Origin of the sequence: Flavihumibacter cheonanensis (genome assembly GCF_022352215.1) — a bacterium.
Taxonomy (GTDB): Bacteria; Bacteroidota; Bacteroidia; order Chitinophagales; family Chitinophagaceae; genus Flavihumibacter; species Flavihumibacter cheonanensis.
On the sequence record NZ_JAKRWF010000001.1, the window covers coordinates 2,081,039 to 2,097,521 of the forward strand.

The 16,483-nt window shown below is 43.8% G+C and carries 11 protein-coding genes; 8 read left to right on the forward strand and 3 right to left on the reverse strand.

Features of this window, described 5'->3' with window-relative positions:
- Window positions 1–54: 54 nt before the first annotated feature.
- Complete coding sequence (locus tag MD536_RS09255; RefSeq protein ID WP_239598136.1) at window positions 55–1,716, reverse strand: OmpA family protein; 1,662 nt, start codon at window positions 1,714–1,716, stop codon at window positions 55–57.
- A 211-nt stretch (window positions 1,717–1,927) separates the two neighbouring features.
- Here MD536_RS09255 and MD536_RS09260 point away from each other — a divergent pair, with 211 nt between their 5' ends.
- Together MD536_RS09260 and recJ are read left to right on the forward strand one after the other, a co-directional pair.
- On the forward strand, window positions 1,928–2,890 hold the full coding sequence (locus MD536_RS09260) for a polyprenyl synthetase family protein (RefSeq protein WP_239598138.1): 963 nt from the start codon (window positions 1,928–1,930) through the stop codon (window positions 2,888–2,890).
- A 5-nt stretch (window positions 2,891–2,895) separates the two neighbouring features.
- A complete protein-coding gene (recJ, locus tag MD536_RS09265) occupies window positions 2,896–4,608 on the forward strand; it encodes a single-stranded-DNA-specific exonuclease RecJ (RefSeq protein WP_239598140.1) in 1,713 nt (570 codons plus the stop codon).
- Window positions 4,609–4,612: 4 nt separating this feature from the next.
- Here recJ and htpG read toward each other — a convergent pair whose 3' ends face one another.
- Window positions 4,613–6,430: a molecular chaperone HtpG gene (gene htpG, locus MD536_RS09270; RefSeq protein WP_239598148.1), complete on the reverse strand. Its 1,818-nt coding sequence runs from the start codon at window positions 6,428–6,430 to the stop codon at window positions 4,613–4,615.
- A gap of 175 nt (window positions 6,431–6,605) precedes the next feature.
- On the opposite strand from htpG, the gene MD536_RS22055 reads away from it, so the two are divergent.
- The 6 genes from MD536_RS22055 (at window position 6,606) to rbp (ending at window position 15,817) form a co-directional block, all read left to right on the forward strand.
- Window positions 6,606–11,615 (forward strand): translocation/assembly module TamB domain-containing protein, encoded by a 5,010-nt coding sequence (locus tag MD536_RS22055; protein ID WP_239598156.1) that lies wholly within the window; start codon window positions 6,606–6,608, stop codon window positions 11,613–11,615.
- A complete protein-coding gene (gene tamL, locus MD536_RS09280; protein WP_239598158.1) occupies window positions 11,593–13,878 on the forward strand; it encodes a translocation and assembly module lipoprotein TamL in 2,286 nt (761 codons plus the stop codon). The genes MD536_RS22055 and tamL overlap by 23 nt, the downstream gene beginning before the upstream one ends.
- Before the next feature lie 88 nt (window positions 13,879–13,966).
- Window positions 13,967–14,320, forward strand: a complete 354-nt coding sequence (gene rpsF / locus MD536_RS09285) for a 30S ribosomal protein S6 (protein WP_239598160.1) — start codon at window positions 13,967–13,969, stop codon at window positions 14,318–14,320.
- A gap of 2 nt (window positions 14,321–14,322) precedes the next feature.
- Window positions 14,323–14,586, forward strand: a complete 264-nt coding sequence (rpsR, locus tag MD536_RS09290; RefSeq protein ID WP_234864565.1) for a 30S ribosomal protein S18 — start codon at window positions 14,323–14,325, stop codon at window positions 14,584–14,586.
- 119 nt (window positions 14,587–14,705) lie between these two features.
- Window positions 14,706–15,152, forward strand: coding sequence for a 50S ribosomal protein L9 (gene rplI, locus MD536_RS09295; RefSeq protein WP_239598162.1), 447 nt, complete (start codon window positions 14,706–14,708; stop codon window positions 15,150–15,152).
- Window positions 15,153–15,388: 236 nt separating this feature from the next.
- Window positions 15,389–15,817, forward strand: a complete 429-nt coding sequence (gene rbp, locus MD536_RS09300) for an RNA-binding regulator (RefSeq protein WP_234864567.1) — start codon at window positions 15,389–15,391, stop codon at window positions 15,815–15,817.
- 81 nt (window positions 15,818–15,898) lie between these two features.
- Here rbp and MD536_RS09305 read toward each other — a convergent pair whose 3' ends face one another.
- On the reverse strand, window positions 15,899–16,309 hold the full coding sequence (locus tag MD536_RS09305) for a hypothetical protein (protein ID WP_239598165.1): 411 nt from the start codon (window positions 16,307–16,309) through the stop codon (window positions 15,899–15,901).
- Between the last annotated feature and the right edge of the window lie 174 nt (window positions 16,310–16,483).

Sequence of the window (16,483 nt, forward strand, 5' to 3'; positions counted from 1 at the left end):
AATATAAAAAAACCCCGCATTAGCGGGGTTCTTTTATAGTATTCTTAACCATTATTAGTTTCTTCTGCGCAGGTTCGGGTGTGGTGCAGGTACTGCATTTGGACCCTCTTCAGCTGTGCCATCACGCAGGTCAACCGTATTCGGGTCGCCACCGCCTTCACCGTACTTGAAGATAAAGCGGTCTGCGCTGATACCTTCTTGTTCAACCAGGTAGTTGATTACAGCGTTTACACGATCCCAACTTAACTGCTGAGCAGATTTGCTGGACTCACCATAACCAATAACCGCGATACGACAGTTCGGGTTGGTACGGATTTTCTCAGCAACGCTTGCCAGTACCGCTTTTGAATCATTGTTAAGTGAAACAGTACGACCGGTGAAGGAGATGCTCGGCAGGTCACCAATATTACACTGGTTTTGAGTACCACCGATAAATCCACCCTCTCTAAGTTCCTTACAGCATGCAGGCTCAGGACATTTACCAATACCATCCGCATCAACAGGCTGACACTGGGTTGGAGTGATGAGTTCTTTGTCCTTGAAATCAGGTACACCATCGCCGTCTGTATCCTTGCTTACACCATGGCTGTCAACCGGGGCGTTAGCCGGAGTATTGGGCTCAAGGTCAAACTGATCAGTTACACCGTCACCATCAGCATCGTCCAGAATTGGCTTGGGAAGCTTCATATGCTTAGGCGCATTCAGCTCGTTGTACGCATAATCCAGGGGGTTCATCCAGTACAGGGGTTCTGTGGATTTTCCGCCAAGGTTAAAGTTGGCACCTACGGTGAAGTAATTATAAGTATCGTAGTCAGGAGTAAGAACAGACCCATATGGAGAAGCTGGATTTCCGGTTCTTACAGCCTGCCAACGCTGACCATCCAACAGGTCATTTTTGGTAACTGTAAAACGATCTTCAATGGCAATATTTACACGTGGACTTACACGGAAAGCAAGACCAGCGCCGAAGTGGAAATTACCCAGTAAAGTATTACCTCCAAGTTTTGGACGGGCATCACCATCCGTTTCTGCAGGAGTTTCATAACTGTCGTCCAGCAAATCTTTCAGCTGATTCTTTGTTTCTTTTCTTTCTTTGTAAACACTTTGAACGGTTATCGTGCTAAAATTATATAGATTACCTCCATCATTCAGTGCATTGATATTTGTTTTATACCAGCTGGCACCTAAACCAACTATCCCATAGGCATTCCAATTCGACTTAGCCTGGTGAAAACGAATGTTATTGAATGAAATAATTGCCTGAAGGTTTAGATCTTTCATAACCGTGCGATAATTGTCGAATACGGTTCCGAAAGGTGCTACACCATATCCCTCTTCACGCCAGGCTCTATTTATCCCAGAACCTCTCTGCTTCCAGTTCAAACCTTTACCAACACCATACATGAATTCAGTTCTAAGTGAAAACATGTAACCTAATGCTTTACGAACGTGGATACCACCTCCGAAAGTTGGAAAAACAGTGGGAACGTCTCCGAAAATATTAAACAATCCACCTTTGATACCAACTTCCCACTGGTTGCGGGGTTTGGCAGGGAATGGATAGGCATTGTTCATGAACTCATTGTGCTGCGGCAGTCTTTTTCTGGTTATCAGCGAGGAGTCTTGTACATCATAACTCGTACCAATCTGCGCATACGAGCCAGATGCCAATAAACACAGTAACCCTATGAGTGCTGTGTATTTTTTGATTGCCATAATAGAATTTTATAAATAATGGTTAATGAATTGACAGGATACAGTATTCCAAACTAAGCACAAAAATATCAATTGAGCGCAAAATACCAAATAAAATACTCATATAAACCTGCTTTAATATCCACAGAATCAATTGAAAGACATATTACAAAAGAACTGTTTTGCTCGAATTTGGACAGCATTACCGTAATTTGCCGCGGTATTTAAATTCATGAAACTAGCACAGACTATCATAGCCGAAGAGCTGAAGATCTTTGAAAAAAGGTTTCAGGAAGCAGTCAAAAGCCAGGTTCCCATGCTCGACCGGATTACCAGTTTTATTGTAAAAAGGAAAGGGAAGCAGCTCAGGCCTATGTTTGTTCTGTTATCTGCCAGGTTATGTGGCAATATCACAGATTCAACCTACCGGGCAGCTTCCCTTGTGGAATTGCTGCACACCGCAACGCTGGTTCATGATGATGTGGTGGATGAATCCATGGAAAGAAGAGGCTTTTTCTCCACCTACGCACTCTGGAAAGCCAAGGTATCTGTCTTGATTGGTGATTATCTCCTCGCAAAAGGACTTCTTTTATCATTGGATAACAACGACTTCCGCATTCTTCAGCTGCTTTCAGACGCTGTCCGGAGAATGAGCGAGGGGGAACTTCTCCAAATCGAGAAAAGCCGGAGCCTCAACCTTGATGAAGGCATTTATTTTGACATAATTAGTAATAAAACCGCTTCCCTCCTTGCATCTTCCTGTGCCGCCGGCGCTTTTTCTGCACAAAACGATGAAAAACAGGCTGCTATGCTGAAAGACTTCGGGGAAAAGGTTGGCATCGCGTTCCAAATCAAGGATGACCTTTTTGACTACGGATCCGAAGACATCGGCAAACCCACCGGAAACGATATCAAAGAAAAAAAACTTACCTTACCTCTTATATATTCTCTTAACCATGCGGATAAAGCAACCCGGCGCCGTTTGGTCAATATCATTAAAAATGACCACAAAGATCCAGACCAGGTTAAACAGGTCATTGATTTTGTGGTTCACACAGGCGGCATCCGCTATGCCACCGACAAAATGATACAATACAGAGATGAGGCTTTATCCATCTTACATGAATTCCCAGAAACGGATTCCAGATTGGCATTAGAGGAACTGGTCCGGTTTACTACCGACCGAAAATATTGAGTTGAATGGAAAAAAGATGGAAACTACTGGAAGCTCCCAACAGGGAGGTAAAATCCCTGCAGGAAAAACTGGGCATTCATCCTGCCCTGTGCAAAATCCTGGTACAAAGAGGTATCCGGACTTTCCAGGATGCCAAATCTTATTTCCGGCCGGAACTCTCCTCGCTCCATGATCCTTTCCTGATGAAGGATATGCAAAAAGCAGTAGACCGGATCGTTTCAGCCTTGCAGGCCAGGGAAAAAATAATGGTTTTCGGAGATTATGATGTGGATGGGACTACCGCGGTTGCCTGTCTTTACCAGTTTCTCCTCGATAATTACGAAACTGATAAAGTTGATTATTATATCCCCCACCGGTATAAAGAAGGTTATGGTGTGTCAAAAAAAGGGATTGATATCGCTTTTGAAAATGGTGTTACGCTTATCATATCCCTGGATTGCGGTATTAAATCAGTGGAGCTGATCCGCTATGCGAAAGAAAAAGGAATTGATTTCATCGTTTGCGATCACCATATGCCGGATGCAGAACTGCCCCCGGCAATTGCCATCCTGAATCCCAAACAAAGCGATTGCCCGTATCCTTACAAAGAATTGTGTGGTTGCGGCGTAGGTTTCAAACTGATAACAGCACTCTGCAATCACATGCAGATGCCGGATGAATATTATTTGAGGTACCTGGACCTGGTAGTTACCGCTATCGCTGCAGATATTGTTCCCATAACGGGAGAGAACAGAGTGCTTGCCTACTTCGGATTAAAGCGTGTCAACGAACACCCCTCCCCTGGCATCAAAGCCCTTATTCAGTTATCCAAACTGGAACACCAGCAACTGACTATCAACAACCTCATATTTGTGATTGCTCCCCGTGTGAATGCAGCGGGAAGAATGGATGATGCCAGCATCGCTGTTCAACTCTTTATTGAAAAAGACCCGGTTAAATCAGCCGGCCTGGCCGAACTCCTGCATTCGCATAATGATGATCGTAAGGAAGCAGATCTCTCCATAACCGTTGAGGCGCTTGATATGATTGAAAAAGACAGTGAGCAGGCTTCCAGAAAGTCCACTGTCGTATATCAACCACACTGGCACAAAGGCGTTGTAGGAATTGTTGCGTCCAGGTTGATTGACCGCTATTACCGACCTACCATTGTTCTAACACAAAGTGGAGATATAGTAGCTGGCAGCGCTCGATCTGTTTCGGGCTTCAATCTGTATGAGGCCATTCATGCCTGCAGAGAACACCTGATAGGATATGGCGGTCATTTTGCGGCTGCTGGAATGACCTTATTGCCCGAACAAGTACCGGCTTTTCGGGAAAAATTTGAAGCTATCGTTTCAGCTACCATCCTGGAAGAACAATTGGTTCCGGAAATTGTGATCGATGCAGAAGTTCGACTTGCAGATCTCAAACCCGCTTTTTATAATATTCTCAGGCAGATGGAGCCCTTCGGTCCGGATAACAGCCGACCCATTTTTATAGCAAGGGCTGTAAAAGATAATGGCTGGTCCAAAATTGTTAAGGACCAGCACATTAAATTCTGTGTTGTTCAGGATAATATCCTCTTTAATGGTATCGGCTTCGGAATGGCTGATAAATTTTCTTTGTTACAACATGAGCAGCCAGTCGATATCGTATTCACCCTGGATGAAAATGAATGGAACGGATCCAAACACCTGCAGCTCCGGATTATGGATGTCCGGGCTGCAGGGAATGATTAGAATTTTATTGTTTCATCAAATCCACACTTCGCTCAATAAAGGATGTCAGGTTGCTGCCTTTCAACAAGCCCTGTGAAAGCAGCGCCAGGTCTGCCAGATTCCTTGTTAGCTTTTCCTGTTTCTGTTCATCTCCTACTGAAAGAATTTGTTGGTATATCGGGTGGTTACCATTTACAGTTAGTGTTACTTCATCCGGCATGTTGGCGTAGAAGCTTCCCATCGGTCCGCTAATCGAAGACATATCCTTCATCCTGCGCATAAACTCAGGTCGGGTTGCCAGAACTGGTGCAGTTTCCGGACTCAGTCCTTTCACCTCTACTGTCAGATGTAAACCAGATGGCTGCTGCTCAAATAATTTCTTTAAACGTTCTTCCTGCTCTTTGCTTAATACCGTTGAACTGTCTTCCTGTTTATCAATCAGGTTATCGGTAATGTCAGCATCTACCCGGGTAAACTGTACATCACTCCATTTCATTTCCATCTGATTGATAAAGGCAGCATCCACAATGGTTTCCAGTTTCACAACAAGATACCCCTTATCAGTAGCCGCTTTTATATAGGCATCCTGCTGCACAGGGTCAGTTGCATATAATATCACCAGTTTCCCCTCTTTATTTTTCTGAAGTGTTGCAGCCGCAGTTTTATATTCCTCAAGCGTATAAAATTTAGACTCACGGGCATCCTGCATGATATGAAATTTCTCCGCCTTTTCCAGGAACTTATCATCTGTCATCATACCATATTTCACAAACAATCCCAGGCTCTCCCATTTGGATTCAAATTCCGCCCGATCTGTTTTGAAAATTTCCTCAAGCTTGTCGGCTACTTTTTTTGTAATATGGTTGTTGATCTTCTTTACATTGGGATCACCCTGCAAATAACTCCGGCTAACGTTTAATGGGATATCCGGACTGTCAATCACTCCCTGCAGCAGCATCAGAAATTCCGGTACGATATCTTTAACTTCATCCGTAACGAATACCTGGTTACTGTAGAGCTGAATTTTATCTTTCTGAATCTCATAACTCTGCTTGATTTTCGGGAAATAAAGAATTCCGGTGAGGTTAAATGGATAATCCACATTCAGATGGATCCAGAATAAGGGAGGCTCATTGAAGGGATACAATTCCTTATAAAAGGACTGATAATCCTCCGTAGTCAATTCAGAAGGCTTCCTGGTCCAGGCCGGAACCGGATTATTAATCTGTTCCCCTTCAAAGAATATCGGAACAGGCAGGAAACGACAGAATCTTTTTAAAACAGTTTTAATCCTGTCTGCTTCCAGAAATTCCTGGCTTTCTTCATTGATGTGTAAAATGATGTCTGTACCTCTTGCCTCTTTTGCAGCTTCTTCCAGTTGATACTCCGGACTTCCATCACACTCCCATCGAACCGCCGGAGCCTCTTTAAAACTTTTCGTGAGGATTTCGACTTTGTCACTTACCATGAAGGAGGAGTAAAAGCCAAGCCCAAAATGCCCGATGATATTGTTTTCATTCTGGCCCTTGTATTTATTCAAAAACTCTTCGGCACCGGAAAATGCCACCTGGTTGATGTATTTATCCACTTCCTCGGCAGTCATACCTACCCCCTTGTCAGAAATGGTTAGGGACCTTGCATCCTTATCAATTGCCACTGAAACAGACAGATCGCCCAATTCCCCCTTGGCTTCCCCAATAGACGACAAAGTCTTTAATTTCTGGGTGGCATCCACTGCGTTACTGATCAACTCCCGCAAAAAAATATCATGTTCACTATATAAAAACTTCTTGATAATGGGGAAAATGTTCTCCGTTTGTACCCTGATATTACCTTTTTGCATATTGATTATTTACATTGGTTTCAGGAAGCCCCTGCTCAAATCGGGTGCCATGGCGCTATTTAGCACCAGAATCAGCAAATTTGGCAGAATTGCTGTACTACCTGTCAGCCTGAAGGCCTTTTCTAAGTAGCTTCGGTATGGTTTTTTAAGTACAACCAGGCAGAACCCATTGAAAGTGATTCGACTTTATCCCAAACGCAGCCCACGCTGGCTTCGCATTCTTATGCGGGTCCTTTTGGCGTTGCTGTTATTGGTTTTATCACTGCTGCTTTTTATTCAGTCAGATTGGGGCCAGCAGTTCCTGACCCGGAAAGCCAAATCAATCCTGGAAGATCAATTTCAGACCCGGGTGGAGCTTCAACGATTACGGCTCGACGGATTTAACCGGGTGTCTGTAGAAGGCCTGACCGTATTTGATCAGGAAAACAAATTGCTTTTACACAGCGGCGACCTCTCCGTCCATTTTGCACTGCTCCCGCTTTTTTCAAATACGGTAGTAGTTCATGAATTGAAATGGAAAGAGCTTACTGCCAGGGTTTATACAGGCAGCAATAATCAACTCAATTACCAATTTTTGTTGGACGGATTTCAGCCTGCCGGAAAGGATACCACCCAGGAAGAACAAACGACTGGCAAGGCCTGGAAAATTTCCCTGGGAAGGATAGAATTCAACAATATCAGGCTCCAGTATGATGATCAAACTTCAGGAATGCAATCAGCTCTTGTTTTGAAAAACCTGAGCTGGCGATTTAAAGAAACGGATGTTGCAGGTGGGAGCTATGATTTCAATGATTTACGCATCACCGGGTTGAATGGCTTTTATACACAAGAGTACCGGAGAAAAGATCCGGTTGAAAAACCTGATGATTCAATTGCAAACAATACCCTTTCATTATTGATAAAGGGGAAACTTATTCAACTGGATGACATCTGTTTTGCCTACCGGGATGAAGGCAGTGGCATCCATACCGGCTGGCAACTGGAGCAGGGCAGGATCGAGTTGTTGAATGCAAATGTGGGAGCTAATAAATACCTCTCTGGAAATATTATACTGAAATCACCCAAAGGATATCTCATCCGGCAAAAAGGGCTTGAGACTTTGGAGGAAATAACTGAAGAATCCCAGCCCCTGGTAGTAAATCTGCAATCTATTGATCTGAACGGTGGTGCATTTGGCATGCAAAATCTGGTAGAGAAAAGAAGTCCCTACTCCTACTCCATCGATTTCAATTACCTCGGACTTTCTGATATACAAACCACTATAACCAGCATCAACTGGAAAGGGAATAAATTAACAGCTGAACTTGACAAATTATCAGCAAAAGAAAGATCTGGTTTCAGGCTTAAGCAGGCTTCCGGAAAAATTGCCTACGAAAACCAACGGCTATCCCTAAGTGATTATTCCATCAAAACTGCCACGAGCCAGTTATCCAATTCCATTGAACTCTATTTCCCTTCCAACCAACAAGGGGAAATTATAACAGACCAAATCGGTATTCAGGCACAACTTGCTGCGTCCAGGCTTTCACTCAAAGAAGTATTGTTCTTTGTTCCGGAACTGAAACAGGATACTAATTTTAGAAAGTGGTGGGATAAGGAACTACGGCTCAACGGCCAGGTATCCGGTAATTTATCTGCACTCCGTCTTCAGGCTTTTCATTTGCAGGATAATGCGGGCAACGATATTCATCTTACCGGGATAGTTCGCTCACTTACTGTTCCGGATAAATTTGGTGCAGAACTCTCGAGTCTTTCGATTGAGACCGGAAAATCAGCTATCAGTTCCTGGATCTCTGAAAGCCTGCTTCCTCCTAACCTTGAATTACCGGATCGAATTGATTTGCGCGGAAGGCTTTCAGGAAACATGAATAATGCGAATGCTGCCCTTACACTGAATTCAAGTTTTGGGTTGATTCGATTTCAGGGTCAGGTAAACGGGATCAAAAACAGATCCACTGCCCGCTATGAGCTGGATCTTCAGGAACTCAATATGAATGTTGGCCAATGGATTCGGGATACAACACTTGGGTTGATTGTAGCATCCGGAAAAGTTAAGGGCCAGGGATTTGATCCGGAAACCATGAACAGTGAAGCTGCTGTCCGGATTCAGGAAGCAACTATTAAAGGGTACAACTACCAACAGATTGATATAACCGGCAGTTTGAATCAACAACAGTATACCGCTTTTATAAACAGCCTGGATACGAATCTGCAAACCCAGGTTGAACTGGCTGGAGTGCTCACCGATGGATATCCTTCCCTGAATGGCAAACTAACTATTAATCGCGCCGATTTACAGGCAGTTGGATTAAGTACTAGTCCGTTTATTGTGAAGGGCGAGATCGATCTGGATTTGAAAGACACAAGACCCCGCAAGTTGGATGGAACTGTATTTGTTCATCATGTTCAATATGCGAATGAACAGGATCTGATACAGCTTGACAGCCTTGCCATCCTTGCCCGTGCAGCGTTGGATAGTCAGCATATAAAAGTGGAAGGCCCAATTGGATATATAACCCTGGATGGGAACTATGACTATACACAACTTGCCGCTGCTGTCAGCAATATCATCGAAAGACAGTTAAATCCAGCTGACAGTTTAATTATAGCAAAAACCGATTCCATTGCATCCCAATCCGCCCGACTTGCTGCATCGCTGATCCTGCCCCGCTCTATGGAAAAGTTCCTGCCTGACCTGCAAATCAGGCAACCCTTGACGCTGGAAGGTAGTATAAACACAGATAGCAGCTTGCTTTATCTGGAAGCTGCCCATCCGCAATTCAGGTATACCACAGCGATTGTTGATAGTTTCAGGCTGAAATTACTTTTTGATGAGGATACAATTAATACCTCCATCCAGGTTGCACAAATAGAACATCCTGCTTTTCCGGTCTATAACATGGCCGTAACAGCAAAAGGGCAACCCGGAAACATCAACTGGTTATTGGCAGTAGATGATGCCGAAAAAAAGCCATCCTATCGGGTTGGTGGAAATTGGCAGGGGCCATCGCTGAGTAACTGGAATCTTGGTTTGGATTCGGAAATAATATTAAACAAAGAGAGATTTACAACAGTTGCTGACTCAGCCATCGTTTTCAGGAAAGGGGAATTATGGGACGCAGCATTTGAAATCCGGTCAGACAGTCAATCGGTTAAGCTGGATCACATCCGCCTGGACAGTTTTAAAAACACAGCTTATCAGTTATTGATCAAGGATTTTGAAGCGCGAACGATCAGTGCTTTCATCTCCAAAGACACAACACTGGCTGAGGGAACGATAAATGCCAGATTACGATTAAATCAAACTGTTACAGATTCCTCCATCACCGGAACTGTATCAGTGGATAGTCTTCGGCTGTTCGGAAAACCCGTTGGTAACGTAGTTACTGAGTTAACAAAAGAAGGTGCCAGCATAGGCGTACTTGCCACCTTGGAAGGATATGGAAACAAGGTAAAAATGGAAGGTAGTTATGCTGATCGTATTAATGCTACCATTAGATTTGATAGTTTACAATTGGCAAGTGCAGAACCATTCACTGCTGGTGCAACCACCAATATGAGTGGTGCCATTACAGGCAATCTGGATATTAGTGGTGAACTCACCAATCCGGATATCAATGGATCACTGGTGTTTCACAAAGGAAAATTACGCGTTTCTTACCTTAATAATCCCTTAGAGATGGATCAACAGGAGCTGCGATTTACCAACCGTAAACTTTTATTGAACCAATTCACACTTACCGATACAACAGGAGGGAAAGCGATAATGGATGGTACCGTCCGATTGGAAAACCTGCTCAATCCAGGCTTTGACCTGGGAGTAGATGCCCGAAATTTTTTGGTATTGGGGCCAAAAAATTCAGAGGAGCAAATGATATGGGGACCTGCCAGAATCAACAGTACCATTGCTATCAAAGGTGATCTGTCACTACCCAAAGTTGACATGCAATTGAAACTGGTAGATAAATCTGCGATCGGATTTGTTGTGCCGGATGAGGAACCTGGTATTGCCAACCGGGAAGGTGTTATCGAATTTGTAAACCGTCAAAATCCGCCTGATTCAACATTGCTTATCCAAACCGTAAAGAAAAAAAGTCCGGCCACTCAATTTAGCGGGATTGAGTTTTCAGGAGATATAGAATTGACGCCAGCATCCACGCTCACTATTGTAATAGATCCTTACAATGGAGATTTTCTAGAGGTAAAAGGGAGTGCCAGTTTGAATGTAAAGATTGAACAGGGAAATCGAATAGGCATTACCGGTGTATATGAAATTGAAAGTGGCAAATATGAAATGTCACTCAACCAGTTAATCAAACGTAGTTTTGGCATTGAAAAAGGAAGTACTATAACCTGGAATGGTGATCCGCTTGAAGCTGCAGTCAATATTCGTGCAAAATACCAGGTAGATGCCCCAGCAATAGATCTGATCCGGGACCAAAGCAGTGGGTCCAGGACAGAACTGACAAGACTCAGACAAAAAGTGCCAGTGGATGTTTACATGAATATTAGAGATGAGCTGATGCAACCGGATATCAGTTTTGAGCTGGATATGCCGGAAAAAGACCGAAACTTCTTTAACGGTGCCGTATATACGCGACTTAAACAGATCAACAACAACGAATCTGAACTTACCAAGCAGGTGATGGCATTGCTGGTATTACAAACTTTCCTATCGGAAAACCCTCTTGAAAGTCTGGAGAACAGAAGTGGCGGAGGTATCGGCCTGGCAGCGAAACAGAGCGTAAGTAAGATTCTTTCGCAGCAACTGAATACATTGGCCGGATCCCTTATTAGTGGAATCGATTTGAATTTTGATCTGGAAACCAGGGAGGATTATATGAGTGGAAGTCGCCAGGAATCCACTGTACTGAGTGTAGGAGCCAGCAAATCGCTGTTCAATAATCGGTTAACCGTATCCGTTGGTTCAAATATAGGCTTGTTGGGAAATGCACCCACGAATGGTGCACAACTAATTGGGGATGTACTGATCGAATACAAGTTAAGCAGAGATGGCCGATATCGGATCAGAGCATACCAGCGAAATCAGACAGATGCCATATTACTTGGACAGATCATTGAAACAGGAGTATCGTTTATACTGGTCATGGACTTCGATCATTTCAGACAGATATTTGAAAAAGCAAAAAAGCAGCAGGAGAATGCACGCAATTCAGAAAAATAAATGGATCATCTGGCTGCTCCTGTGCTTTTGGTTTTCAACAGGATGCAGTACAACCCGTACCGTGCCGGAAGGTGACCGGCTCTATCTTGGTGCGGAAGTTACGTGGGAGGAAAAAAAACCTGGTCGGCATAAGGAGTTGGGAGAGGCGTTGGTTGCCTTAAGCCGGCCAAGTCCAAATCGCAAATTTTTGGGAATGCCGGTTCGGTTATGGCTGTATAATTTGGGGAATAAGCCGACCGGGAAAGGGCTCAACCACTTATTAAGAAATAAATGGGGGGAAGCTCCGGTACTGTTAAGTAAAGCGAAGCCCTCCTATTCTGCTGATGTATTGACAAGTCATATGGAAGACCTTGGCTTTTTGCAGGCATCCACCGGTTATGAAACCAAACCAATCGGTAAAAAGAAAGCAAAAATCGAGTATGCCGTTACTGCCGGCACTAGGTACAGAATAAGGGAAGTAAAAATGGAACTGGATAGTTCAAGGCTCGGAAAGCAGATACAAAGAAGTACTGATAATAGCAGATTAATTCCAGGGCGGTTTTACAATTTGGAGCAAATCAAGAATGAAAGGGAAAGAATCGGCAATTATGTTCGCCAGCGGGGGTTTTATTATTTCAATCCGGATCATCTCCTGGTAGAGGTTGACAGCAATTACAACGGTGAAGTAGTATTGTATGTCAGGTTGAAGGATTCTATTCCGGCAAATGTGAAATCTGCCTATCGGATGGGAAGCATCACACTCTTTCCAACTTATAATCTATCGGAAGACAGCCTGGTTCGAAATAAAGAAGCAGAAGACCTTGGTCCCTACCGGGTTAAAGATATTCACAACCTGTTTCTTCCAAAAATATTCAGCCGGTATGTGTTATTGAAAGAGGATAGTCTTTACCGGTTCCGGGCCCATGAACGAACACTTGAACGATTGATGAGCCTTGGTACTTATAAATTTGTAAAAACAGAAATGGAGGTTGCAGACAGCAATCGGCTGAATGCCCGCTTTTTCATGACACCTACTCCAAGAAGAAGTTTGCAGGTTGAATTGAACGGTAATAGTAAGTCCAACAACTTTGTAGGTTCACAGATCACGATTACATCCCTGAACAGAAACTGGCTGAAAAGAGCCAACCGGCTGGAAGTAAAACTTGCAGGAGGGTTTGAATGGCAGGTTGGAGGTAACCGGGTGGATCAGGCAAATACCAGGGGATATAGCTTAACAGGTGAAGTTGCATTTAATCTTCCCGGAATAATCGTTCCCTTTTGGAAGATCCAGACCAGTAATGCTTTTATTCCGCGAACCAGGTTAAGCGCCGGCTATGAATTGCTGAGCAGGCCCGGGTTATACAACCTGAATTCCTTCACGATTCAGCAGGCTTACCAATGGAAAACAGGGCTATTGACGGATCATTTGCTAGTACCGGTGTCGATTTCCTATGTTTTGCCTTCCAGGATATCACCCGAGTTTCAGGAAATACTGGACAATGATCCAGCATTGAGACAGTCAATAGATAAGCAGTTTATAATCGGAAGTAATTATACCATCACTTACAATAACGTCAACAAAAAAAGGATTCATAGTCTGTTTTTGCAGGGCAATCTGGATGTTGCGGGAAATTTACTCGGACTAATCATTCCGGCAAATAGCCAGGGGCAAAAAAACATCGGCTATCAGCCATTTGCACAATATTCGCGTGTAACCGGAGAGATCCGGCATTATTGGAAACTGGGAAAAGAGAGTCAATGGGTAAACCGATTGCTGGCTGGGGCTGGTTTTTCTTATGGAAATAACACTACACTCCCTTTTGTGAAGCAGTATATGACCGGAGGTAGTAATAGTTTAAGGGCTTTTCGGGCCAGGACTCTGGGACCGGGGTCTTATCGTTCCGAGACAAGTACCTTTGCAGCCAGTGAGGCAGGTGATATCAAGCTGGAATTCAATACAGAGTGGCGTTTCAAATTATTCAGTGTGCTAAAGGGAGCGATATTTGCGGATGCGGGCAATATCTGGCTGCAGCGGGAGAATCCTGAGAAGCCAGGTGCAGCCTGGTCCGGAAGCAGGTTTATGAAAGATGTGGCAGTAGGGGCCGGAGTTGGCCTTCGGATTGACGCTTCCATCCTGGTAATAAGGGCAGACCTTGCGATTCCGCTCCGGAAACCCTGGCTTCCGGATGGGGAAAAATGGGTGCTTAACCAGGTTGAATTAGGTAACCCTGCCTGGAGGCGGGAAAATATGATCCTGAACATAGCCATAGGTTATCCATTCTAGTAAAAAGACCAGTCTATTTATGGTCATATGACAGAAAGCTCTTACCTTTGCAGCCCAATTAATTTTTTTATTTAACAAATCAGGGATCATGAACAATTACGAATTGATGGTGATTTTTACCCCTGTTCTGAGTGAGGAAGACTACAAAGCTGCTCAGAAGAAATTTATCGACCTGGTTACCTCAAACGGTGGCGAGTTGGTAAATTCCAATCCCTGGGGATTAAAATCACTGGCGTATCCTATCCAGAAAAAAACCACTGGTTTATACTGGGTAATGGAGTACAAGGCGCCATCCGACTTCAATGAGAAGCTGAAGATTCAGCTGTTGCGTGACGACAACGTTCTTCGTCACATGTTTACTGTACTCGACAAATACGCCGTTGAGTATAATAATAAAAAGAGAAGTGGCGTACCAACCGGAACTGAAAAAGTGGAGGCTTAATCATGGCAAAGAATGAAATCAAATACCTGACCGCGATTAAGACCGAGAAGCGTGCAAAGAAATTCTGCCGTTTCAAGAAGTACGGTATTAAATACGTGGATTACAAGGATGCTGAATTCCTGAAAAAGTTTCTAAATGAGCAGGGTAAAATGTTACCTCGCCGTATTACCGGAAACAGTCTGAAATTCCAGCGGAAAGTTTCTGAGGCAGTTAAAAAAGCGCGTCAGATGGCTATTCTTCCTTATGTAACAGATTTGCTGAAATAAGCAAAACAATATCTAGTAACCAATCCCTAATCCGTTTTGGCTTCAGCGAAACCGGAGACAGTCTGAATCAGATTTAAACAGATTTGATTGGGCTCTTTGGGGTACTAAAAAAGAACAAAATGCAAGTAATTTTAATTCAGGATGTAGATAACCTGGGTGGTGCGAACGAACTGGTAACAGTGAAGAACGGATATGCCCGGAATTACCTGATACCACAGAAATTCGCGGTAGAGGCTTCCCCTTCCAACCTGAAACAGCTGAATGAAAAGCTGAAAGTTAAGAAGAAGAAGGAAGAGAAAATGTTGGCTGAAATCAACCAGGTAATTGCCAAACTGCAGGAAGGTGCTATTAAATTAGGCGCCAAGACTGGTACAAGTGGCAAGATCTTCGGAAGCATTACAGCCCTGCAGATTTCACGTGCTATTCGCGAGCAGAAAGGATATGAAATTGACCGTCGGAAAATTTCCCTCCCGGATGAAGTGAAGGAACTGGGTCAATACAAAGCCAGTGTAGATTTCGGAAACGGAATCACAACTGAGCTTGATTTTGAGGTAGTTGCAGAATAATACACTCCCAAATAGCTGAAAAAAGGCGATTCGACGGATTAAACCGAAGAAATCGCCTTTTTTTATATTTAGATATTTTGTATGTTTTTCCACAATTTTATTACCTTCGTTTTGGTTCCTTAATGATCTTTACAGTTTCAGACTTCCCAGAGCGTTTCCAAGTAAATGATTTTCTGGCTTTTTTGCAACACTGTGCTTCATTATGGTTTTATTCACTCGTTCAAAAAATTTAGAAAATGAACATTTACGTTGGCAACCTCAGTTGGGATTTAACTGAGCAGGATCTTTTAGAAATGTTTGCTCCTTACGGAGAAGTTGTTTCTGCCAAAATCGTTACAGACAAATTCAACAACAACCGTTCAAAGGGATTTGGATTTGTTGAAATGAGCGATGCAGAAGCTGGAAACGCTGCAATCACTGCATTACACGGTACAGAAGTTATGGGCCGTAGTATTGTAGTTAATGAGTCACAACCCCGTGAAGGTGGTTCTGGCGGCGGTGGCGGATTCAAGAAGAAAAGCTTCGGCGGCGGTGGCGGCCGTGGTGGTTACGGTGGCGGTGGCAACCGTGGCGGTGGCGGCTATGGCGGCGGCGGTAACCGTGGTGGCGGTGGCTACGGCGGTGGAAGCCGTGGTGGCTATGGCGGTGGTGGTCGTGATTATTAATCAAGGCAAACAAGTCAATAAAGCTAATGGCCTGGCAGTAGCCAGGCCATTTTTTGTCTATATTCATATAAGAATGATCGGTTATTTTTCTTTTGCCAGTTTATAAACATCCACTGCTCCGTTGCCGTAACTTTTAGTAAAGACGAGGCTGTCGTTGTTTTTGTGAAGTATAAAGTTGCCGTCCAGAATAAAGGTCCAGTCGAAATCTGCTGTCCAGCCAGCCTTGTTTTTGAAACTAATGGTTTCATTGTTATTTGCTAAGCTAAAAGTTCCTGTATTTAAAGCGGGATAGGTCGCCAATTCACTTGAGCCGCTCCAATACTCTTTATTAAAATCGATGGAAACCCGGGCTGTTTTATCAATGCTCGTATTGTAACGTTTGAACGTGCCTGCATACCTGCCTGAAATAGTGTTAGAAGGGTCATCGTTGTTGTTTTTTGAGCAGGCAATAAGGAAAAGCATTGGAATAGCACAAAAGGTCAGAAGCTTCATAGAAGGTTTTTTCTATCTGACCATTTAAACTGAATAAACGTTGTCTTGGGAAGCATGGAAGAGGGAGTAAAGGAAGAGGGAGCTCGGGAAGAGGGTAGTTGAACAAAGCAGGCAGCTACGTTGCAACCAGGATGGTGGGTGGTGCTTCGGTTGTGCGTTGCCGTTTCACGTTAC